The sequence below is a fragment of the Sphingobacterium sp. UBA7631 genome, assembly GCF_002483935.1.
GTDB classification, from domain to species: domain Bacteria; phylum Bacteroidota; class Bacteroidia; order Sphingobacteriales; family Sphingobacteriaceae; genus Sphingobacterium; species Sphingobacterium multivorum.
The window spans coordinates 52710-73942 of the sequence record NZ_DLIX01000008.1 but is presented as its reverse complement, the minus strand read 5'-3'; the positions used below and the strand labels follow the sequence as shown (position 1 = coordinate 73942).

The 21233-nt window shown below is 40.2% G+C and carries 23 protein-coding genes; 10 read left to right on the top strand and 13 right to left on the bottom strand.

Translation table 11 applies throughout. From position 1 onward, the window contains the following. Positions 1 to 63 precede the first annotated feature (63 nt). The 13 genes from B3P16_RS14970 to B3P16_RS14910 form a co-directional block, all read right to left on the bottom strand. The gene (locus B3P16_RS14970) at positions 64 to 666 is read right to left on the bottom strand and encodes a hypothetical protein (RefSeq protein WP_286843423.1); all 603 of its coding nucleotides are present in this window, start codon (positions 664 to 666) and stop codon (positions 64 to 66) included. Between the two features lie 31 nt (positions 667 to 697). Then, positions 698 to 1918, bottom strand: a complete 1221-nt coding sequence (locus tag B3P16_RS14965; RefSeq protein WP_286843421.1) for an LVIVD repeat-containing protein — start codon at positions 1916 to 1918, stop codon at positions 698 to 700. Between the two features lie 123 nt (positions 1919 to 2041). Then, on the bottom strand, positions 2042 to 2944 hold the full coding sequence (locus tag B3P16_RS14960) for a WD40 repeat domain-containing protein (RefSeq protein ID WP_286767615.1): 903 nt from the start codon (positions 2942 to 2944) through the stop codon (positions 2042 to 2044). Between the two features lie 258 nt (positions 2945 to 3202). Beyond that, on the bottom strand, positions 3203 to 3787 hold the full coding sequence (hisIE, locus tag B3P16_RS14955) for a bifunctional phosphoribosyl-AMP cyclohydrolase/phosphoribosyl-ATP diphosphatase HisIE (RefSeq protein ID WP_115047132.1): 585 nt from the start codon (positions 3785 to 3787) through the stop codon (positions 3203 to 3205). A 123-nt stretch (positions 3788 to 3910) separates the two neighbouring features. Continuing rightward, positions 3911 to 4663, bottom strand: coding sequence for an imidazole glycerol phosphate synthase subunit HisF (hisF, locus tag B3P16_RS14950; protein WP_286752252.1), 753 nt, complete (start codon positions 4661 to 4663; stop codon positions 3911 to 3913). A gap of 1 nt (position 4664) precedes the next feature. After that, entirely contained in the window at positions 4665 to 5417 is a 753-nt protein-coding gene (locus B3P16_RS14945; RefSeq protein ID WP_046672344.1) for a HisA/HisF-related TIM barrel protein, read from the bottom strand. A 12-nt stretch (positions 5418 to 5429) separates the two neighbouring features. After that, positions 5430 to 6029: an imidazole glycerol phosphate synthase subunit HisH gene (hisH, locus tag B3P16_RS14940; protein WP_286752251.1), complete on the bottom strand. Its 600-nt coding sequence runs from the start codon at positions 6027 to 6029 to the stop codon at positions 5430 to 5432. Position 6030: 1 nt separating this feature from the next. Beyond that, complete coding sequence (gene hisB, locus B3P16_RS14935) at positions 6031 to 7170, bottom strand: bifunctional histidinol-phosphatase/imidazoleglycerol-phosphate dehydratase HisB (protein ID WP_286752250.1); 1140 nt, start codon at positions 7168 to 7170, stop codon at positions 6031 to 6033. A gap of 4 nt (positions 7171 to 7174) precedes the next feature. Next, positions 7175 to 8233 (bottom strand): histidinol-phosphate transaminase, encoded by a 1059-nt coding sequence (gene hisC / locus B3P16_RS14930; RefSeq protein ID WP_286752249.1) that lies wholly within the window; start codon positions 8231 to 8233, stop codon positions 7175 to 7177. Positions 8234 to 8351: 118 nt separating this feature from the next. Next, the gene (locus B3P16_RS14925) at positions 8352 to 9263 is read right to left on the bottom strand and encodes a ribonuclease Z (protein WP_046672340.1); all 912 of its coding nucleotides are present in this window, start codon (positions 9261 to 9263) and stop codon (positions 8352 to 8354) included. 1 nt (position 9264) lies between these two features. Beyond that, positions 9265 to 9645 (bottom strand): STAS domain-containing protein, encoded by a 381-nt coding sequence (locus B3P16_RS14920; RefSeq protein WP_046672339.1) that lies wholly within the window; start codon positions 9643 to 9645, stop codon positions 9265 to 9267. Positions 9646 to 9678: 33 nt separating this feature from the next. Next, positions 9679 to 10629, bottom strand: coding sequence for a phosphoribosylaminoimidazolesuccinocarboxamide synthase (locus B3P16_RS14915; RefSeq protein WP_286752378.1), 951 nt, complete (start codon positions 10627 to 10629; stop codon positions 9679 to 9681). Between the two features lie 200 nt (positions 10630 to 10829). Further along, positions 10830 to 11795: a PhoH family protein gene (locus B3P16_RS14910; protein WP_046672338.1), complete on the bottom strand. Its 966-nt coding sequence runs from the start codon at positions 11793 to 11795 to the stop codon at positions 10830 to 10832. A 351-nt stretch (positions 11796 to 12146) separates the two neighbouring features. Here B3P16_RS14910 and B3P16_RS14905 point away from each other — a divergent pair, with 351 nt between their 5' ends. The 10 genes from B3P16_RS14905 (at position 12147) to lptC (ending at position 21082) form a co-directional block, all read left to right on the top strand. Beyond that, the gene (locus tag B3P16_RS14905; protein ID WP_046672337.1) at positions 12147 to 12935 is read left to right on the top strand and encodes an SAM hydrolase/SAM-dependent halogenase family protein; all 789 of its coding nucleotides are present in this window, start codon (positions 12147 to 12149) and stop codon (positions 12933 to 12935) included. A gap of 157 nt (positions 12936 to 13092) precedes the next feature. Further along, positions 13093 to 13647: a hypothetical protein gene (locus B3P16_RS14900; RefSeq protein WP_286752248.1), complete on the top strand. Its 555-nt coding sequence runs from the start codon at positions 13093 to 13095 to the stop codon at positions 13645 to 13647. Positions 13648 to 13807: 160 nt separating this feature from the next. Beyond that, a complete protein-coding gene (locus B3P16_RS14895; RefSeq protein WP_286752247.1) occupies positions 13808 to 15643 on the top strand; it encodes an ABC transporter ATP-binding protein in 1836 nt (611 codons plus the stop codon). A 103-nt stretch (positions 15644 to 15746) separates the two neighbouring features. Further along, positions 15747 to 16145 carry a hypothetical protein gene (locus B3P16_RS14890; RefSeq protein ID WP_070563336.1) on the top strand — a complete coding sequence of 133 codons (399 nt, stop codon included), beginning with the start codon at positions 15747 to 15749 and terminating at the stop codon, positions 16143 to 16145. Positions 16146 to 16222: 77 nt separating this feature from the next. Next, on the top strand, positions 16223 to 16882 hold the full coding sequence (locus B3P16_RS14885; protein WP_046672334.1) for a heme exporter protein CcmB: 660 nt from the start codon (positions 16223 to 16225) through the stop codon (positions 16880 to 16882). A 37-nt stretch (positions 16883 to 16919) separates the two neighbouring features. Beyond that, positions 16920 to 17582, top strand: coding sequence for a cytochrome c biogenesis protein (gene ccsA, locus B3P16_RS14880; protein WP_046672333.1), 663 nt, complete (start codon positions 16920 to 16922; stop codon positions 17580 to 17582). A 147-nt stretch (positions 17583 to 17729) separates the two neighbouring features. After that, positions 17730 to 17939, top strand: coding sequence for a CcmD family protein (locus B3P16_RS14875; RefSeq protein WP_046672332.1), 210 nt, complete (start codon positions 17730 to 17732; stop codon positions 17937 to 17939). A gap of 20 nt (positions 17940 to 17959) precedes the next feature. After that, positions 17960 to 18943 (top strand): DUF6427 family protein, encoded by a 984-nt coding sequence (locus B3P16_RS14870; protein WP_070563329.1) that lies wholly within the window; start codon positions 17960 to 17962, stop codon positions 18941 to 18943. A gap of 175 nt (positions 18944 to 19118) precedes the next feature. Beyond that, positions 19119 to 20444, top strand: coding sequence for a membrane protein (locus B3P16_RS14865; RefSeq protein WP_046672330.1), 1326 nt, complete (start codon positions 19119 to 19121; stop codon positions 20442 to 20444). 8 nt (positions 20445 to 20452) lie between these two features. Further along, entirely contained in the window at positions 20453 to 21082 is a 630-nt protein-coding gene (gene lptC, locus B3P16_RS14860) for an LPS export ABC transporter periplasmic protein LptC (protein WP_286752246.1), read from the top strand. The last annotated feature ends 151 nt before the right edge of the window (positions 21083 to 21233 follow it).

Below are 21233 nucleotides of genomic sequence, written 5' to 3'. Positions count from 1 at the left end.
TATTTTTTACAATTAAAGCAATCGACACCTATTGATACAGCAAAATATTCATCCGATCGATACCTAGAAACCAAAACCTACCTGCAGGGTAAAACGGTGCAGATCATAATTTTTATCCATTTGTGCTGCTCCATACCATAAATTAGTGTCCGGTAAGCTTGTTGACGGTCGGGTATAAGTATCCTTTCGACTATAGTGCTGATATCGGTAGCCAGTTGCCAAAGACCAATATTTCGCTGAATTCTTAAATTTAAAGCGCCAACCCAACTGTGGATTTACCAGCAAGCCACCCTGATACTCATATTTTAAATTGCTCTCGACTAGATTTTTATTCAAGAAAGCAAAACTATAGCCTAAATCCAATCCTGCAAAAAAACTACGTTTTCTGTCAGGGAATTCCACATAATTTACTTTGGCTGAGAGTGGTAAAAACCATTTTGATCCTTCATTGTTTACAGGATACCTATCCACCCCTGTATTTAAACCCAGAGCGATATTTTCATGGAGCTGCACCCCATGGAATGTATGTAAGCCAAATCCAGATTCGAGAAAAGCAGGGCCATAAGTAATAACCGAAAATTCATTATGATTTGTATATTTTTTTGTTTGGGCATCAACAGTTAAATACCCGAGAAGAGCCAAAATGGCAATCGAAAGTCTTTTCATATCAGAATAATGAAGCTCTTGAAATAGTGTCTTAATTGGGTCTAATAACAGGAATAATGCTCAATTCCTTCAATTTGGCCTTATTGCTATAATCATATTGATGTACACCTTTTTCTCCAACAATAATTAGCGATTTTGGTCCAGCGATAACATCCATACTCATCAGGTCTTTGTGAGTTTCTAAAAGCTTATTACCTATTTGACTAACATCACTGGCATCGAATGACTTCAACCCGAATTTTCCATCACAGATATACAGCGTGTGGTCCGATAGCGCCAGTCCGTAAGGATTCTCCAAAGTGAAGCTATGTTTCAGCATCGGTTTCGTCAAATCTTGGATATCGATAACTTCCAACAAATTTTGCTGCCCCCCACATACCACGCCTGCACGTAAGGTTACAAAGGCATATTTCTCATTGACAACGACAGGATCACAGGCACGAATATGTGTATAACGCGACAGCTCTACGGGAGCTGATGCCGTCGTGATATCATAAATCACCATACCTGTATTGGAGCCGATAAACAGGTTGTTTTTAAAGGGAAAAATTGTTTCGATGCCAGGACCTATTTTGATATCCTTTACATAGGCAGGTTTACTCGCATTCTGCACGTCAAAAAGGTGCAACGTCGTTTGGTCCACGGCATATAGATGTTTATTGGCAATGGTAAATCGCGCCATGGATCCGCCCTGTCCCGAGCCCGAATTGGTCTCGTTATAGAGAGGTTCTTTTCGATCATAAGGTGAATATTTATCTTTTTGGCTATAGCTTACCAGGCTATCTCGGTATCCTGTAATGATGCGATCGGCAGTATTATTCAAGTAATCCATTTGAAGCAACATCTTAAACACATCCTTATTTCGTGTCAATAATTTTGGAGATGCAGGATTTTCGAGATCGAAGGTCAACAGATCTGTAAAACTATCCGCATACAGCTTTCCATCTAGAACCGCAAGATCCACATTGCCGGGAATACTTAAGAATGCCATCGCCACGGGTTTTGACGGATCAACATTATTAAAGATATGAACTCCTTTCCCTGGCTCATTTATAAACAAGTAATCTTGATAAATATAAATCTTTCCGGTTTGAACAATTGTCGTAGGGCCGCTTACGGGATTAGCTTTAGCTCGTATACTTTCCATTGTTTCGAATATGGGCACGCTAGCTAGATACATTCCTTTACTTTCGATTTTATCACAGCTCGAAAGCGCTATACAGCCTAATAGGATAAGCCAAATTCTTTTCATAAAATATAACTATAAGGTCAATTAAATTTATAATTACCATAGTTAACGATATAATTATGAATTCGCTACAAATGACTTTACTTTTTATGCCCCTAAGTTAGTCCGCACTTCCTGCCCGATCTTTTATACATGAAATTCCCAGATTTTCACTAGTTTGTCATCGCTGACGCTAAAGAAATATTGCCCATTTTCGGACCATGCTCCCGCATTTACAGATAAATGATGACCATCTTGCATCTTCTCGCGGCTCATATTTTTCAATAGTGCAAAATCGGCTGTGGACCAAAATTTCAACGATTTGTCGCGACTGACAGTAACAAAAATTGGTGCTTCAGGATGGGGATATATTCCATATACGGTAAACAGATGCGGTACAAACGAAAAATTAGTTGTCAATTGATTGGGGTCTGAAATCACCAATTGCGCATCCCGTCCACCGCTTAGCAATTTATTATGGATAAATGCCAGCGACGTAGCGGGCATGCTATGCAATTTTGCATCAGTAATAACATGAAAGTCAGTACTGTCCAAGGTATAAACTTTCCCATCTTTATCCCCTAATGCTATTCGTCCAAGTCCTTCATCAATTGCAATTGCGCGAATTGTTGTCGGGGATATACGCTTTTCGTAAATACATTTATAAGTTGTCAAATCGATGACATACAATGTTCCTTCTTCACCTACTGCCAGAAGTTCATTTTTCCAGGACATATAAGCCAATGCAAAAATAGCTTTGTTGCTCAGCTGTATACTTGCTCCAAGCTTTTGCTCTTCGACATCTACAAAAAGCAGTTTACCCTCACGCAAGGCTATGGCCAGAATCGGCGTCCCCGGGATCAACCGTAAAGCATAAACCGATGAACTTACCGCACAGAGAATACGCTTAAATGCATTTTGCTCAATATCCCATTCGACAACGCCCTTATCGTTACCAGCCGTAAAAAAAGTATCTGCATAGTAGCCCTTCTCTACACAAAAAATAGGGTTTTGATGCCCTGGTAACGTCGATTTTAATGTAATATCCATAGTAATTCGCTAAAATGCCTTCTCTATTCGGAGCACCTGTTTTAAGCCTATTTTTTTATGTTATAGGACCGAATTCTCCGCTGACTGAGCTGTGATCCAGTAAAGATCAATACAGCAATACGTATTGTTAGTCGGTAGAAACAAGAAGTGCAGTATATCCACAAATATACTGCACTTCTTAGATTATTTTGTCATCTTAGCTTAAAGCCTTCTTTCCGCTTCAGATTTTGTTCAACGCTGATGCCGTCGTCCAAATACCTATTGATGTCTGCTCTCGAGGTTTTTCGCAATTGTTTCCAAAGAAAATCCTTTCTCACGCAACAATACGATCAAATGAAACAATAAGTCTGAAGTTTCATTAATAAAATCAGTATCCGTTTCGGTCAATGCTGCAATGACTGTTTCTACGGCTTCCTCGCCAACCTTTTGCGCAATCTTATTGATACCGCGAGAACGCAGACGATTGACATAAGATTCGTCAGAAGGATGTTCATAGCGATGGTTGACAATACGCTCTAGCTCCAACAGAAAGTTTTGGTTGAAGTCTGTATTAAAACAACTTCTGCTTCCTGTATGACAGGTAGGTCCCATTGGTTCTGCTTTGATCAAAACAGTATCCTTATCGCAATCAACATGGATGCTTTTTACATTCAAAAAGTTTCCACTTTCCTCTCCTTTTGTCCAGAGGCGATTTTTGCTTCGGGAGAAAAACGTAACGCGTTTCTCTGCTTGTGTCTTCTCCCAAGCTTCCTCGTTCATATAGCCTAACATCAACACTTCCAATGTTTGGAAGTCCTGCACAATCACTGGAACAAGGCCGTCACTTTTTGCAAAATCTAACATGATTTTAGTATTTCAATTTTTAATTATTTTCGAAGAGCCATGAGCCCAGTTTAATTTCTCAGGATTTCTTTCAGCAAGTTTATAACTTCCACCCCTTTGATTATCGATCTTTATTCCGCTATCCTATCTTACGACAATACCATTTTGGCGTAAGGTAGCTTTAAGATCGGGGATCAATATTTCACCATAATGGAAGACCGATGCCGCCAGGGCAGCATCCACGTTAGCTTGTTGAAAAACATCGACAAAATGCTGTTGATTACCGGCACCGCCAGAAGCAATCAGTGGAATATGAATCTGGTCGTTTATTGTTTTTAAAAAACCATTGTCAAAGCCATTTTTTGTTCCATCATGATCCATTGACGTCAACAGGATCTCTCCTGCTCCACGTTCTTGCGCTTCAAGGATCCAATCCGCTGTTTCCAATTCCGTCTTAATGCGTCCGCCGCTCAGATGCACAAAATTCTGACCTTCGATCGACCGGGTATCCACAGCAACCACAACAAATTGTGCACCAAAAGCTGCAGCCATCTGGTTGATAAGAGCAGGATTGCGTACCGCAGCAGAATTGATGGATATTTTGTCCGCACCTGCATTCAACAAGATATCAGCATCTCTGATTTCATTGATACCACCGCCGATTGTAAAGGGAATATTCACTTGACGTGCGACTGCTTTGACCAGATCAATTGTCGTTTTACGCCCCTCATGCGTTGCTGTAATATCTAGGAAAACGAGTTCATCAGCCCCTTGTTGAGAATATTCATAGGCCAATTCAACAGGATCACCTGCATCGCGCAGATCCACAAAATTGACTCCTTTTACCGTCCGCCCATCTTTGACATCCAAACAGGGAATTATACGTTTTGCCAGCATTTTAAAATCTGATTAACGATTTTAAATTCCAATCTTTGATTTCATCGATCGAGATTCTATTTTCATAGATTGCTTTACCAACGACAACAGATTCTACACTGCCCAATTCCTGAAGTTTCTGAATATCGTCCATTGAACTGATCCCGCCAGAAGCTATTAACTTGATAATCGGAGAATGGCTCAACAACTTTTGGTACAGTTCAACGCCTGCACCTCCCAATTTTCCATCTTTACTAATATCGGTACATAAGAACCTAAAGAATCCTAAAACCAAGCATTTATCAATATATTCGATCAATTTGATTGGCGAACTTTCCAACCAACCCGAGTATTTGATTACCTCATCCAAAACGTCGATTGCAATAACGATGTGGTCGGCATATTTTACTTTACCTTCGTTCAACGTAGCCAGCTCCTCCAAGAATGAAGGATTGGTGATTGCCTGTGTTCCGACAATAACGCGATAAATCCCTGCATCAACCAATTCCTTAACCTTTTCGATACTTCTTACACCACCGCCATACTGAATTTTCATATCTGTCTTTTGGATGATATCAAATAAATAGGCCTGATTGCTGAAGTCTCCTTTTGCACCATTTAAATCAATGATATGGACGAGTTCCGTACCATTTGCACGGTAGGTTTCGATTTGCTCTTCTAAACTAATCGCATACGTTGTAACGTCATTGTAGTTACCCTCTCTCAAGCGGACAACTTTTTTGTCCAAGACATCTATTGCTGGAATGATATACATAGTCGAATATTTTTAATCAATTTGAATAGTTGAAAAATTGAGCAGCAGCTGCTCTCCTGCTTTTCCAGATTTCTCTGGATGAAATTGTACGCCAAAGAAATTGTCTTTGGAAATTGCAGCCGAAAAAGGCTGTCCATAGACACATTTCGCCGCGGTATATGTCGCATCGAATTCGATAAAGTACGAGTGGACAAAATAAAAATAAGTCTGGTCTTCAATATGTGCAAATAAAGGACTGTCTGCTGGCACGGAAACACTATTCCAGCCCATATGTGGTACTTTACCCGACTTTTCGGCATCAAAATGTAAGGTCTTCAAAGGAAATAGCTTTAACATTTCGGCATTTCCTTCTTCTGAAAAAGCCGTCAGTAATTGCATACCAACACAAATACCCAACACAGGCTTTTTTAGCTTTTTGATATAGGGCACCAATCCCGATTCCTGTAGTTTGTCCATCGCGGCTCCAGCGTGGCCCACTCCAGGAATGATGATACGATCGTATTGATCGATCTCATCGGCAGTATTGACCATACCATAGGTAAGCCCAACACGATCCAGTGCCGCTGTCAAGGAGAAAATATTCCCCGCACCGTAATTAATAATTCCTATCATCTTACAATACTCCTTTTGTACTTGGCAATTGCATATGGTCGGCATCGCGTCTTACCGCTTTCTTGATAGATTTAGCAAAAGCTTTGAAAATCGCTTCGATCTTATGGTGCTCATTGTCACCTTCAGCTTTAATGTTTAAATTCGATCGTGAAGCATCTGAAAACGACTTAAAGAAGTGGAAAAACATTTCCGTAGGCATATCGCCGATCTTCTCCCGCTTAAATGCCGCATCCCACACTATCCAGTTGCGACCACCAAAATCCAATGCAACCTGAGCCAAACAATCATCCATCGGCAACGTATAGGAGTAGCGCTCAATTCCACGTTTATCCCCTAAAACCTTCAAAAAGATCTCGCCCAGCGCAATACCCGTATCTTCGATGGTATGATGTTCGTCGATATGAAGATCCCCTTTCGCCTTAATGGTCAAATCAAGTGCTCCATGTCGAGCCAATTGATCCAGCATATGGTCGAAAAACGGCAACCCTGTTTCGATGTCTGACTTACCCGAACCATCCAGATTCAACTGAATAAAAATATCCGTTTCATTGGTTTTACGATGATGTTCGGCAGTGCGCGTACCCAATTTAAGGAATTCATACACCGTCTTCCAATCCGTTGTCTCTAAAGCTATAACAGTTGAATCTATCGCAAGGTTTTCCAAAGCACCTAATTGATCGTTTGCACGCAGCCAAATTGCCTTTGCACCGAGGTTTTGTGCCAATTTAACATCGTTCACACGATCGCCGATGACGAAGGATTGGCTCAAATCGTATTTCGACACATCAAAATAGGCTCCAAGCATACCAACTCCCGGTTTTCGGGTTTCCGCATTCTCGTGTGGAAAGGTTTTATCAATATGTTCCTCGGCAAACACTACGCCTTCTCCTGCAAACGTATCAATCACAAAATGATGGACTGGCCAGAAATTCTCTTCCGGATGGGAAGACGTTCCTAAACCATCTTGGTTAGAAACCAAGATCAATTCGAAATCCAGCTCCTTTGCGATACGTGGTAGATACTGCAAAGCACCAGGATAGAATTTTAATTTGGCAAAAGAATCGATTTGTTCGTCTTCAGGTTCCAAAATCAATGTTCCATCGCGGTCTATAAACAGTACACGTTTTAAGTTATCAGGCATAGTATTATTTATTGATTTGATTAAGTTTTTCTAACAATGTTTTATTTTCAGCCGGTGTACCGACCGTGATCCGTAGACAGCCTTCACACAGTTCGACTTTGGATCTATCTCTAACGATAATTCCATATTGAACGAGATAATCGTAAACTTCACGTGGCTGCTCCATCTTCACCAAAATAAAGTTGGCATCAGAAGGTGTAATATGCTGCACATAATCCAGTTCAAGCAATCCACGCACTAGTTGCTCACGTTCTGCTACTGTCTCCTTGATCCAGTCATTGACTTGATCAACCTGATCTAAGGCTTCCAATACAATATCTTGTGTCGCTTGATTAATGTTGTATGGTGGTTTTATTTTATTGTAAACAGCGATAATCTCCTTACTGGCAAAAGCCATACCCAAGCGTAAGGCCGCAAGCCCCCAGGCTTTGGATAAGGTCTGCAATACCACTAGATTGGGGTATTCAGCCAGTTCTTGCGTAAATGACTTGACAGCAGAAAAATTAATATAGGCCTCATCCACTACCACAACCCCCTGGAAATTATTCAGGATTGCTTCAATATCCTGACGACGGATTGAGTTTCCGGTTGGATTATTCGGAGAACAGATAAAAATCAGTTTAGTATGTGCGTCTATTGCATTGGCAATACCATCCAAATCCAGCTGGTAATCAGCAGTAAGGTTTACCTTTTTGAAAGCAACATCATTGATGTTCGCCGAGACTTCATACATCCCGTAGGTTGGCGGAACTAATATGACATTGTCAACACCAGGGGTACAAAATGCACGGTATAAAATATCAATAGCTTCATCACTTCCATTTCCCAAAAAGATATTCTCTGATGGTACACCTTTTATTTTAGAAAGTTTTGCTTTAACTTGATGTTGGAGAGGGTCTGGATATCGGTTGTAATCATGGTTTAAGGGGGATCCAAAAGGATTTTCATTGGCATCAATTAATATGGATGCCTCCCCTTTAAATTCATCTCTTGCGGATGAATAAGGTACGAGCTTCTTAATATTTTCCCGTAGTAGGTTGTTTAAGTTGAATGGATTATCCATTATAAAAAAATTAGAGCCGTAAACTTAGATAAATTGTTCATCATATGCAATATAATAAGCAATTATTCATAGGTGTTAACCCGTTTATCGTTGGGATATCAGAGAAAATTCAAAAAAATTAAACGGAAAACCACCGACCTTCCACAGAGAGTTCCGTATTTGGGAATACAGTTCTCGCTTCTTCCAATAGGGGATTTAAATCTCTGTACCGCGCTGAATAATGACCCAATAGCAACTTCTTTGCATGAGTTTCCTGGGCGATCTCTCCAGCCTCCAGCGCTGTGGTGTGAAATGTCTCTTTTGCGCGGTCGACCATATCGTGCAAGAATGTGGACTCATGATACATCAGATTAGCCTTTTGCACATAAGGCAGGTATTCCGGCGTCCGTACGGTATCCGAACAATACACATAACTGCGCGATAAGGGAGCAGGAAGGCTCAGGTCATCTGCAGTATATACTTTACCACTTTCATCGACGTAATCAAATCCTTTTTTGATCATCGGAAAATAAGCGGTGGGTATATTCAGTTCCTGTACGACATCGCCAAGCAATGTTCGTGCACGGGGACCCTCATCAAAACGAAAGCCTGTACAGGCAATACGATGCTTTAATGGAAAAGTGCTTACTTTTAATGTTCTGTTTTCAAAAATGACCCCCGGCTGTTCGGGTGAAATCGGATGAAAAACAAGATTATAGCGTAAAATAGTCTCGGAATGCAAAAATTGCACGTCTAAAATTTCCTTTAACGCAGGTGGCCCATACAAATGGAGATCACTTTTTCGGCCGACAAGGTGCATCGATGAAAGCAGCCCCACCAAACCCAAATAATGATCCCCATGCAGATGGCTAATAAATATATGTCCTAAACGATTGCTTTTGATGCCGTATCGGCTAAGTTGCATTTGTGTACCTTCTCCACAGTCGATCAAAAACAATTGCTCATTAAAGTTCAACACTTGGCTAGTCGGATGACGATCAAACATCGGTGTGGCCGAGCTATTTCCTAATATCAGAACTTCAAACTTCATATTAATCCTCGATTGCCCCCCGATACTCAGATTCCAATTCGTGTGCAAAGATTAAATCTTCCGCCACCTTTAAAGATGGTGCTATTTTAAGCGATTTATCCAAATGCGACACACGAACCATATCCATTAACGTTGGACAAAGATTAACCAAAATAAATATGCCCCCAACAGACTGACATAAACGATGGGCAAGCACACCTAAACGGATACCGACCTCGTCCGTTTGCTTAACGTGGATCATATCCAAAACGATATTCCGTTGTCCAATCGTATTCCGCAACAAAAACTCCCCTTTGAGTTTAGCGGCATTATCCGCGTCAATCACATCGACATGAGGTTCTATGACAATATAGCGATCGTGCTTATCAATGGTATACTTCATTAGTCTATCTCCTTTGTTTGAGGATACAATGTACTAATAATTTAGCGTTTTCAAGGCCTTTGCCACATTTCTTTCCACACGTTCCAGTACGTTTTCCTGATCTGGATACACAAACTTCTCTCCGACGATATGCTCGTAAAGCTCAATATAACGTTCAGAAATGGAAGCGACAATCTCATCCGTCATCTCCGGAACAACCTGACCGTCTTTCCCTTGGAAGCCGTTTTCAATTAACCATTTGCGAACAAACTCCTTCGACAATTGCTTTTGTGCCTCCCCTTTTTCCTGACGTTCCTGATAACCTTCCGCATAAAAATAACGGGAAGAATCTGGTGTATGAATTTCGTCGATCAGCACAATTTTCCCATCTTTTTTTCCAAACTCATATTTTGTATCCACCAAAATAAGCCCTCTTTGTGCGGCAATTTCGGTACCCCTTTGGAACAACGCTTTGGTATATTGCTCCAATTGAACATAGTCTTCTTCGCTTACGATGCCTTTTTTCAAGATATCGACACGTGAAATATCCTCATCATGTCCAACAGCAGCCTTTGTTGTCGGTGTAATAATTGGCTCAGGCAATTTGTCATTTTCTTTCAGTCCTTCTGGCAATGCCTCACCACATACTTCACGTTTACCCGCAGCATATTCGCGCCAAGCGTGTCCTGACAAGTAGCCCCGAATAACCATTTCAACTTTAAACGGCTCGCATAGCTGACCGATAGTTACACTGGGGTCCGGAACAGACACGACCCAATTTGGAATAATATCAGCCGTAGCCTTTAAAAATTTGGCTGCAATTTGATTCAACACCTGCCCTTTATAAGGAATAGGACGTGGAAGTACCACATCAAATGCCGAAATACGATCTGAGGCAACCATCGCCAAATACGTATCGGCAATCGTATACACGTCACGTACTTTTCCCCGGTAAAAAGCAGTCTGGTTTTCGAAATTGAAATTTGTTTCTTTTATAGCATTCATGTTCAACGTAAAATTCAAATGTAAGTAATTGTTCATTTATGACTGCGTTCAACGGCATTCATAAATGCAGCGCATTTATTTAAGAGCTCACTGTACTCGATTTGCCTTTTAATAAGGCTATTTGAACTATATCAGTCGGCACCTTTTGTACCCATGCCAAACTGGGATATCCCAAATCATACGTTTGCAGCATAGACCGATTAAATATCGCCATACGCTTCGAGGATGCGGCGAACCAATTTATGGCGAACCACATCTCCACCGCTGAGGTGGATAATGTCTATTCCTTCGATATTCTCCAATAGGCGAATTGAAGTAGACAATCCAGATTGATTTTTTTTCGGTAAATCTACCTGTGTCATATCACCGGTAACGATAAATTTTGCCGTTGGCCCCATACGTGTCAAAAACATCTTCAGCTGCATATCCGTTGCATTCTGAGCTTCGTCCAGAATCACAAAGCAGTTGTCCAATGTTCGTCCACGCATAAACGCTAGAGGTGCAACTTCAATGGTCCGATTTTCCAGGTAACCTTTTAGCTTTTCTGCTGGAATCATATCGTCCAATGCATCGTAGAGCGGTCTCAAATAGGGGTCTACCTTCTCCTTTAAGTCGCCCGGTAAAAAACCGAGATTTTCGCCGGCCTCGACGGCTGGTCTCGTTAGAATGATCCTTTTGATTTCTTTATTTCGAAGTGCCCTAACAGCTAATGCAACCGCCGTATAGGTCTTTCCTGTACCCGCCGGTCCAATAGCAAATAAGATATCATTTTTCGAAATACTATCCACCATCTTCCGTTGGTTGGCCGTACGTGCACGTACAATAAGGCCATTAGGTCCATACACGATCGGTTCGGATCCAAAGGCTGCATGTTTGGCCGCAAGTTCTTTTTCCTGCTGAACAGCAGAACCTGCACTTGCTCCAAGGAGATTTTCAAAATCCAATAAAGTAATGTTGTTAAATTTCTCCAGATGAGCCATGACTTCCTTAAACGATTGCTCAAACAGGTCTAATTCCTTCGCGTCTCCCAACACCTTCATTTCACTTCCGCGAGCTACAATCCGCAGTTTTGGGAATTGCTTCTTCAAATAATCGAAGTGCTCATTGTCTGCTCCCCATAATATGGGCAAATTCAGACCATCTAATGCAATTAGTAATTCGTTCAAATTTTATCCTATTTAGAATTAATTAGATTGTAGCCATTACACAATATCGTTCCTGTATAATACTATTCAAAATTAACGTATTCTAACGAAACAACCAAGAAGATACGGCGTACAAACGACGATGATTTATAAGCTTATGGAGACAGCCGACAAAGGGGCACAAAGATTTCGTTATGCATAAAATCTTCGCTATGTTTGTGTATATCAATCGAAAAAAGACAGATTCAAAATAAGTTATCCAATTAACTTTATAAATCATCTGATAAATAGTAATTTTGTCCACTATTTAGATAAATTTAAGGGTATATTTAAGGGAATTCGACAGCAATTCGATCTAGGATTTAGATTATAATGGCAGTAATTACATTAACAACAGACTTAGGACACAAAGATTTTTATCAAGCCGCGTTAAAAGGTAGTCTTTTATCGCAGTTGTCCGGTGCCAATATTGTTGATATTACCCATGAAATTCCAGCATTCAATATCCCTCGGGCGGCCTTTGTATTAGGCAATGCTTATCATTATTTCCCTAAAGGAACCGTACATATTATCGGAATTAACACCCTGTTTCATGAGGAGTCGAAATATATCGGCATGAAATACAACGATCATTATTTCGTCGGGGCCGACAACGGAATTTTCAGCTTATTGTTGAATGGCAATGAACCCCAGGAACTGTATGAGCTCAACTTAATGCAGGACCTCCGGTACCTTCACTTTCCGCTCGCAGATATTCTTTCTAAATCCGCCTGTCATATTGCTAAGGGGGGCAAGCTGAAAGAAATCGGTACTTCAATGCAACAGCTCATCGAAAAAGTAACTTTGCAGCCTATCTTTGATAAAGACATGATCCGAGGCAATGTCATTTATGTTGATGCATTCGGCAACGCCATTACCAATATCTCGAAAGATCTATTCAATAAAGTTCAGAAAGGACGTCATTTTGTCCTCTATTTTAAACGTAATGAAACCATTACCAATCTTTCCTGGCATTACAATGAAGTCGGAGAAGGAGAGAAACTTTGTTTATTCGGTATTTCCAACTACCTTGAAATCGCCATCAATAAAGGTAATGCCAGCCAGCTACTCGGACTTCATGATGACGATTCTAATGTTATTCGTATAGAATTTAAAGATTAATTTCATAAATTCATTTGTCGTGCTTTCGCTCCATTTTTTTATCCTTGGTCAAACTGACCACAAGGCTAAAATTGCAGGTGTAGCTCCGTGGCAAAATAAAATTTTACCATCAACGTTAGTTTAACTATAGATTTGATTAAATAGATCGTCCAATTACATGATGAAATTTTTAAAATTCCTACTTCCAATCGCCGTTCTATTTTGCTTCTTTGAACAGGCCAAGTCGCAAAACAACCCAGACTCCAGCTCTTTTGAGGTCCAACGAAGCCGTGTAAATGACCTACTCGATGCCCGTCAACAGAAATTCGGCGCCTATGACACGAGCCTCACTCAAAAAACAGGGCTTTTTGGCCTTTTCAAATCAAAAGGTGACATGCAAAAGAGCATTGATATCCTTAAAGATATTGTTATCACCGACAATAACATTTTCTTAGAGACTCAAAAACTATTGAAAATCAAAGATTTTGAGAAGGATAAATTCCAACAATTGGCAACAGATTACGACAAGCAGGTATCAGCCTATATCGGCACCATAAGTAAGCTTCAAAAAGAGAACGAGAAACTGCGGGCACAGATTGACAAAACATCAGGCAACGGAGGTATAGGCAATATTCTGCTCTATATCGCTTTACTTGTTATCGCCGTATTAGGATATTTACTGTATAAATTTAACGCGCAACTAAAAGCTTCGAAACAACAAAATTTAGGATAAAGCAGCGGCAACAAGCATTTGCAGAAGTACAAGCCACTTAAAACAGCCGTTTAAAATCAGAAAAAGTACGGTTTAGTTCAAAAAATTGACTAAAGTATGATAGCAAAATATTTTTAATCTCTTTACATTTGTCCTCGCAACAAAATTTGAAGTAGCGGATATGGCAAGAGGATTCAACAGCGGTAACAAACAAGAAGAAGATCTACCAAAACCAAAATTGAATAAAGAGCTCCTATTGAGAGCATCTAAATTGATGACCTATTTAAAACCTTATCGTTTTAAATTTGGGATCGGCATGTTTTTCTTGGTATTATCCAGTTTGGCCATGCTCGCCTTTCCGGCTTTGCTTGGTGCCATGATTGATGCCGCGCAAGGCAAGCAAACTTATCCATGGCTTGCACCACATGTTTATTATATTGGTGGAATTGCCTTTATTATTCTGTCTTTTCTGTCAGTCGTTTCTTTTTTTCGTATCCGAATTTTTGTTGAGATTGCTGAACGTACGCTATCCGCGTTACGCAAGGATACTTATCTTAAGCTGATTTCTTTGCCAATTGAATTTTTCGCCAATCGTCGTGTTGGGGAATTAAACAGCCGCCTGTCTGCAGACCTTTCACAGATCCAGGATACGTTAACAACAACTCTGGCTGAAATCTTAAGACAGTTGATTAGTCTTTGTTTCGGTGTGTTCCTTTTGGTTTGGGTATCGCCCAAACTTGCCCTCATGAACCTTTGTATTTTACCGATTATCGTTGTAGCGGCCATTATTTTCGGAAAATTCATCCGCGAATTGTCCAGACAGGCACAGGATAAAATGGCCGAGTCAAATAGTATCGTTCAAGAAACATTATTGGGGATAAGCAACGTAAAAGCCTTTGTGAATGAGTACTTCGAGTTTAATCGCTACAGCAATCAAATGGATTCAGTGGTAAAGTTGGCAGTCAAAGGAGCTACTTTCCGTGGTGCATTTGCCTCTTTTATTATTTTCTGTATTTTCGGTGCGGTGATTGCTGTCATCTGGTACGGCGCAGCATTGGTTTCTATCCATGAAATGACTGTAGGCGACCTGACTACTTATATCTTGTATTCGATGTTTGTTGCAGGCTCCATGGGCAGTTTCCCCGAGCTCTATGCCAATATCCAACGCTCTTTGGGTGCAAGTGAGCGGATCTTGGAAATTTTAGATGAGCCCCAAGAACACCTCAATGTAAAACCAACTTGCAAGGAAGTGCACAAGACCATGACCGGAAAACTAAGCTTCAATCATGTTTCCTTTGCCTATCCAAGCCGCCCCAATATTGAAATTCTGAAAGACATCAACTTTACAGCCAATGCTGGCGATAAAATAGCCATCGTTGGACCGAGTGGAACCGGAAAATCAACAATAGCTTCATTGATTCTTCAATTCTACACAGCCAATAAAGGGGAAGTATATTACGATGACAACCCGGCATCCGATTTTGAACTTTGCGATATCCGCAACCAGGTCGCTATCGTGCCGCAAGATGTTTTGCTGTTTGGCGGAACAATACGTGAAAATATAGCCTATGGTAAGCTCGATGCCACGGAAGATGAAATAATAGCGGCTGCAAAACGTGCCAACGCACATCAATTTATATTAAATTTCCCCGAAAGCTATGACACCTTAGTTGGTGAACGTGGCGTTAAACTCTCTGGTGGTCAGCGCCAACGAATCGCCATTGCGCGTGCACTATTAAAAGATCCTGCAATCCTTATCTTGGACGAAGCCACTTCTTCCCTAGACTCAGAATCAGAAAGACAAGTGCAGGAGGCGTTGGAAGAATTAATGCGTGGACGCACCTCGATCATTATTGCACACCGACTATCGACCATTATTGATGCCGATAAAATTATCGTTATCGAAAATGGAATCGTGTCTGAGAGCGGTACGCACTTTGAACTGCTCCAAAAAGAAAGCGGTCTTTATCAGCACCTCTATAATCTGCAATCAAAGCAGCAGAAAATTGATATGTAAAATTTTGTTAATTATTGATTCTTTTTAAACAAATTCACCCTGGGATTGTTCATTTGGTATCATACTTGATTATCATTTGAATATATAACAAAATAGAAGAATTATGAAAAATAGCAAAAATGGATTAGTGGCATTTGCTTTGGTAGGATTAGCTGCGGGAGCTGCTGCATGGTATCTTTTAGGAACTGATGATGGGAAAAAACAATTAGATCGTGCAAATGACGGCATTAAAAGCTTAACTAAGTCATTGAAAGATCTTTCAAAAAAAGAAGCTAAAAAGGCACAAAAACTAGCGAACAGAGCTTCGGCTGAATTAGACAATTTGAAATCAAAAGCACAAGCAGCTTTCAGCAAAGCATCGGATGATGCAGATGCACTGAAAAACAAAGCAAAAGAAGCCGGCAGAGAAGCTTTGGACCACGCTAACAATGCCGCTCAAAATTTGGCAAGCAAAATCGACAATACAACTGATGCTGCAAAATCCAAAATTTCTAACGCATAAGTAAAAAAACAGCTTTTTTAAGAATTGATGGTTTTGGTCACTCCCGTGGTCAAAATACATTTGTATCTTTGCTGCATATGACTTTGCTGCAACAGGTAAAAACTTTAATTCTTAAAGACATCATTCTGGAATGGCGTTCAAAATATGCTATTAACGGAATTCTACTATATGTCGTATCAACTGTTTTCGTCTGCTATCAAGCGTTCAAATCAGTTGATACGGCTACATGGAATGCATTATTTTGGATCATTATGCTCTTCGCTTCGATCAATGCAATCAACAAAAGCTTCGTCCAAGAAAACCCAAACCGGCAACTTTACTACTATTCACTGGTTGATCCCAGAGCGATCATTTTAGCGAAAGTCATTTACAATATGATGATGATGACCCTGCTGGCGATCATTGCATATTTTGTCTATTCGACGATATTCAGAAACCCTGTCGGTGATCCAACACTTTACTTCATTTCGGTCATCTTAGGCAGCATCAGTTTCGCCACAGTCTTTACCATGATCTCCGGGATCAGCTCCAAAGCAGGCAACAACAGCACCTTAATGGCCATCTTGAGTTTCCCTGCCATCATCCCACTGTTAATCGTATTAATCAAGCTATCCCGCAATGCAATAGAAGGCCTGGAAAGGGCTTCCAGCAGCAAAGAAATAATCGTATTACTTGCAATTAATGTAATCACCATCACTATTTCTTTATTGTTATTTCCGTACCTTTGGCGAGATTAAGTGTCAGAATTGAGAACAAACTAAATTCAATTTATCCATGAGAAAAAAATGGTGGAAAATATTAGCGGTAATGATTATCTGTGCGGTCATTATCAATGGTCTTTTGGGACCTGTTCCCCGCCTATTCATCCTTCACGAAAGCATACGCAACGTTTATTTTCATGTCCCAATGTGGTCGGCTATGTTCGTTATGTACCTGGTTTCTGTTATTTATAGTATCAAATACCTCAATACGGGCAAACAGGAGTATGATTTAATGGCCATTGAAGCCGTTAATACCGGAATAACATTTTGTTTTCTTGGACTTGCAACAGGTATGCTTTGGGCAAACATCACCTGGGGAGAACCTTGGCCAAACGACCCGAAGCTTAATGGCTCTGCCATAGCAACACTGATGTATCTAGCCTATTTGGTGCTCCGCAATGCGCTGGAAGAAGAACAAAAAAGAGCCAAAATATCGGCTGTGTACAATATCTTTGCATTTCCGATTATCATCGTGTTACTTTATATTCTGCCAAAGATGACAGACTCTCTTCACCCTGGAAGTGGAGGAAACGCAGCCTTTGGCGATTTAAAAATGAGCAGCGAGCTACGCCCTACATTTTATGCCGCGATGATCGGCTGGCCAATGATTGCAGCTTGGATTTGTTCACTTCGCTATAGAGTACGCCTGCTCGAAAAGAAAGACTTGAACGCATAATATTGAACGGCTAATACCGTACTTTATTTCTAAAATAAAGAAATCCGGTAAAACCCAATCAGTAAAAAACAGAATATTACATAAATCAAATAGCGTGTATCGAATCATACATAACAATGAAAACGACACGAATAATATTTTAAACAAATGAAAAAAATAACATTGTCAATCGCCTTACTACTCTTATCAACTTTGAGCACATTTGCACAGGATGATGTCGAGATGGCGACTGGATTACGTAGCGAAGGTAAGATCTACGTTGTTGTATTGGTCATGTTGGTCATTTTTCTAGGTTTGGCTTTCTTCCTTTTCTTGCTCGATCGCCGTATCAGCAAATTGGAAAAAAAGAATAAATAGCATTTTATTGATTGCATACGATGATTATAAGTCAGTTTAGAAATTATTCACCCATCAATATTTTATTTCTATCCATCGTGGGTTTTGTTTTATGTTTAGGCATATTTCTTCACCTTCCGGACAAACTTGATTCTGTAATCTTTGAGCCTGCCTTGGGGAATCTTTTGGGAGAAAATAACTTAATCAACCTCTCTCCTTCGACCAATGTTTTTATCACACTGATCCTGACGATTTCTCAGGCAACGATACTCAATCGCATCACAAGCCATTTTAACCTGCTGGGTAAACCCAGTTTCTTGGTTGCTTTGATGTACATGACACTGGCCAGCCTGTTTTTACCATTTTTGGTACTTTCACCCACACTGATCTGTAATTTCATTTCGATATGGATGTTAAGCAAATTGCTCTCCCTCTATCGGCAGACAGATGTTAAAGCCGAAATGTTTGATCTCGGTATGATTGTAGGTATAGGAAGTCTGATCTACTTCCCTTTTCTGAGTATGTTCGCCTTACTATGGATAGGCCTACTCATTTTTAGGCCATTCAACTGGCGCGAGTGGATCACACCTTTACTTGGCCTAGCAACGGTCTATTTCATCTTAGCGGTTATCTACCTTTGGATGGGTAAAATGGAGCAGTTTTATACCATTTGGCTACCGTTTACCTACAAATTCCCTACTGCTATTCGCATTCAGTTAGTCGATTATCTGGTACTCGTACCAGTAATCTTTACATTAATACTCTTCCTCTTGGTATTGAAAGACAATTTTTTCAAAAGTGTCGTGCATATTCGCAAGTCATTTCAACTGTTGTTTTTTATGTTATGCCTTGCGATAGTTTCTTTTTACTGGAATAAAAAACTAACGGAGGCCCATTTTTTACTTTGTGCCCCCTCCATCGCTATTTATATGGCTTATTATTTCACTTATGCCAAAAAGAAATGGTTTTTTGAAGTTGTATATGCCATCATAACACTGACCATAATCTACTTTCAGTTTTTCTAAACGACTGTACAATAAGTGTTTAACCTTTTTTAACAAAATCGGCTTAACAAGCTCGCAAAAATTGAATAGTTTTGTATGCGATTAAAAGCAAAGAACATTTAATATAAGAGTCAGATAACTCGAAAATTTCACTAAAACTAAATAAACATTAGTTTCTCAATTTTATAGATTGACCATGCAGAAACGCTTTACAAGCTCTCTAAGAAATAAATCACTCCAACTGTTGTTAGCAGGTGGAATTTTAGCTAGTTCTACTACCGCATTTGCACAAAAAACGACATCCGCATCACCTTATTCTCAATTTGGACTTGGTCAGATGCGTGAAGATTTATTGCCACAATATAGAGGGATGGGAGGTGTCAATACCGCTGTCCGGAGAATCAATGGCGTGTATAATACCAACCCAAGCAACCCTGCATCTTATTCTGCTACACAGTTTACGACCTTTGATGCTGGTTTATACGGGAACTACACGCAGTTAAATTCGACAACAAGATCGGATAATACCGCTGACTTTGCCTTTAGCCACATCACCATGACATTCCCAATGAAACGATTTGGTGGTATCAGCTTGGGTATCCTTCCCTATTCAGATATAGGCTATCGGACATCTTCAACGGGAACAGTCAATTCTGATCCCTATACAAAAGTTTTCACCGGCGAAGGTGGTTTAACTAAAGCCTATGCAGGTTGGGGGGTACGCATTGTAAAAGGTCTGAGTATTGGTGCCAATATGTCTTATCTATTTGGAACCCTAAATGATTATAGCCGTGTAGAGTTTTTGCCTTCATCCGGAGCATTAAATACACAACAACAAAATAAGCGCGAAATCCAAGGGATTATCTTTGATTATGGTCTGCAATACGAACAACCTTTAAATAGAGAATACTCGTTGATCGTTGGTTATTCAGGGTCGCTCAATAATGATATCAAAGAAAGAGCAACAATTTTTAATACACGGGTTACACCTTCAACGGATCCAGACAACCAAAATATCCCGTTGGATAGCACCTATGTTTCGGACCGTAGCAGCAGGCATTTGACGCTTCCGTTGCGACATAATGTAGGTATTACCCTTGCACGTAACAACCGATGGTTAATCGGGGCCGATTTTAAATATGCCGATTGGTCAAGATTTCAGACCAGAGCGGGTGAAAACGAACTACGGAAGAATTATGGCGTAGCGATTGGTGGTCAGATTACACCAGATGTTACTTCGCTTAAATATCTGAACCAAGTAGACTATAGAGTTGGTTTCAGGTATAATAAAACACAATATTTCTTAAGCGACCAGAATATCAACGATATGGCGGTTACTGTAGGTGTGGGACTGCCGTTGGCAAGAAATCAATTTTCAGGAGCTTTCTCTAAAATAAACTTCTCTGCAGAATTTGGCCAAATGGGCAAAATCAGCAACAGTCTCCTACGTGAACGCTATATTAACTTTAATATCGGCTTTACCCTCAATGACCGCTGGTTTAGAAAACCGCCTTTAGATTAATTAATACGATGGTACGCAAGACATTTGCTTCATCCATATTCCAAAATATATCGCCCCTAGTATTCTTATTTTTACTAGGGGCGCTCTCATTGACCTCTTGCGAACCGGATCTAAAAGAGGTAGACCGCATTGCCAATATGAAAAAGGAAGAGGCGGTCGACATTTCGCGTCATGTCGATATTATTTATAGCGATTCCACACGGGTAAAAGCGAATCTCACAGCCCCTGAAATGCGTATCAAACACGATAGCACCGAAGTATACGAATTTCCAAAAAGCATAAAAATCATCTTTTACGACGACAATTTAAAGGAAACTCAGCGAATTACTTCCGACCATGCTATTCGGCGGGAAAAAGAAAAGACCACCGTATTTACCAAAAATGTGGTGGTTACTATGGCTGACGGTTCTGTCATCAAAACAGAAGAGATCATCTATGACGAAAGTAAAGCCGATAGCAACAGCAACATGACCTTTTATAATCATGTCCCCATTACGGCATTCTTTCGGGATAATCGCGGTAACTTACAAGGTTCATCATTTACTTCGGACAAGGATTTTAAACACGTCAATATAGCCAATGCAACTGGTTATACGGTGATCACCAACAACAGTCTTTTCCCTTCCTTAGGTAAATAACTATTTGCAGGCCATAAACCAGATTCAGGTTTAGCTTAACAGCAGGTATAGATCCGAGACAATACCTCCAGGCAGTTTATTTATACGATTAAGTTGTTCAAAACGAATCATTTGAACTAAAAGAGCACAAAAAACTCCACTTTATACAAAT

Bases quoted from the DNA above. Each gene is read 5' to 3' on its own strand.
- hisH (WP_286752251.1), bottom strand. From the start codon at position 6,029: ATGATAGGAATTATTAATTACGGTGCGGGGAATATTTTCTCCTTGACA.
- B3P16_RS14895 (WP_286752247.1), top strand. From the start codon at position 13,808: ATGGCAAGAGGATTCAACAGCGGTAACAAACAAGAAGAAGATCTACCA.
- B3P16_RS14965 (WP_286843421.1), bottom strand. From the start codon at position 1,918: ATGAAAAGAATTTGGCTTATCCTATTAGGCTGTATAGCGCTTTCGAGC.
- B3P16_RS14865 (WP_046672330.1), top strand. From the start codon at position 19,119: ATGCAGAAACGCTTTACAAGCTCTCTAAGAAATAAATCACTCCAACTG.
- B3P16_RS14945 (WP_046672344.1), bottom strand. From the start codon at position 5,417: ATGTATATCATTCCAGCAATAGATGTCTTGGACAAAAAAGTTGTCCGC.
- B3P16_RS14875 (WP_046672332.1), top strand. From the start codon at position 17,730: ATGAAAAAAATAACATTGTCAATCGCCTTACTACTCTTATCAACTTTG.
- B3P16_RS14885 (WP_046672334.1), top strand. From the start codon at position 16,223: ATGACTTTGCTGCAACAGGTAAAAACTTTAATTCTTAAAGACATCATT.
- B3P16_RS14905 (WP_046672337.1), top strand. From the start codon at position 12,147: ATGGCAGTAATTACATTAACAACAGACTTAGGACACAAAGATTTTTAT.
- B3P16_RS14900 (WP_286752248.1), top strand. From the start codon at position 13,093: ATGATGAAATTTTTAAAATTCCTACTTCCAATCGCCGTTCTATTTTGC.
- hisF (WP_286752252.1), bottom strand. From the start codon at position 4,663: ATGCTGGCAAAACGTATAATTCCCTGTTTGGATGTCAAAGATGGGCGG.
- B3P16_RS14915 (WP_286752378.1), bottom strand. From the start codon at position 10,629: ATGAATGCTATAAAAGAAACAAATTTCAATTTCGAAAACCAGACTGCT.
- hisB (WP_286752250.1), bottom strand. From the start codon at position 7,170: ATGCCTGATAACTTAAAACGTGTACTGTTTATAGACCGCGATGGAACA.
- B3P16_RS14920 (WP_046672339.1), bottom strand. From the start codon at position 9,645: ATGAAGTATACCATTGATAAGCACGATCGCTATATTGTCATAGAACCT.
- B3P16_RS14960 (WP_286767615.1), bottom strand. From the start codon at position 2,944: ATGGATATTACATTAAAATCGACGTTACCAGGGCATCAAAACCCTATT.
- hisC (WP_286752249.1), bottom strand. From the start codon at position 8,233: ATGGATAATCCATTCAACTTAAACAACCTACTACGGGAAAATATTAAG.
- B3P16_RS14925 (WP_046672340.1), bottom strand. From the start codon at position 9,263: ATGAAGTTTGAAGTTCTGATATTAGGAAATAGCTCGGCCACACCGATG.
- lptC (WP_286752246.1), top strand. From the start codon at position 20,453: ATGGTACGCAAGACATTTGCTTCATCCATATTCCAAAATATATCGCCC.
- B3P16_RS14870 (WP_070563329.1), top strand. From the start codon at position 17,960: ATGATTATAAGTCAGTTTAGAAATTATTCACCCATCAATATTTTATTT.
- ccsA (WP_046672333.1), top strand. From the start codon at position 16,920: ATGAGAAAAAAATGGTGGAAAATATTAGCGGTAATGATTATCTGTGCG.
- hisIE (WP_115047132.1), bottom strand. From the start codon at position 3,787: ATGTTAGATTTTGCAAAAAGTGACGGCCTTGTTCCAGTGATTGTGCAG.
- B3P16_RS14970 (WP_286843423.1), bottom strand. From the start codon at position 666: ATGAAAAGACTTTCGATTGCCATTTTGGCTCTTCTCGGGTATTTAACT.
- B3P16_RS14890 (WP_070563336.1), top strand. From the start codon at position 15,747: ATGAAAAATAGCAAAAATGGATTAGTGGCATTTGCTTTGGTAGGATTA.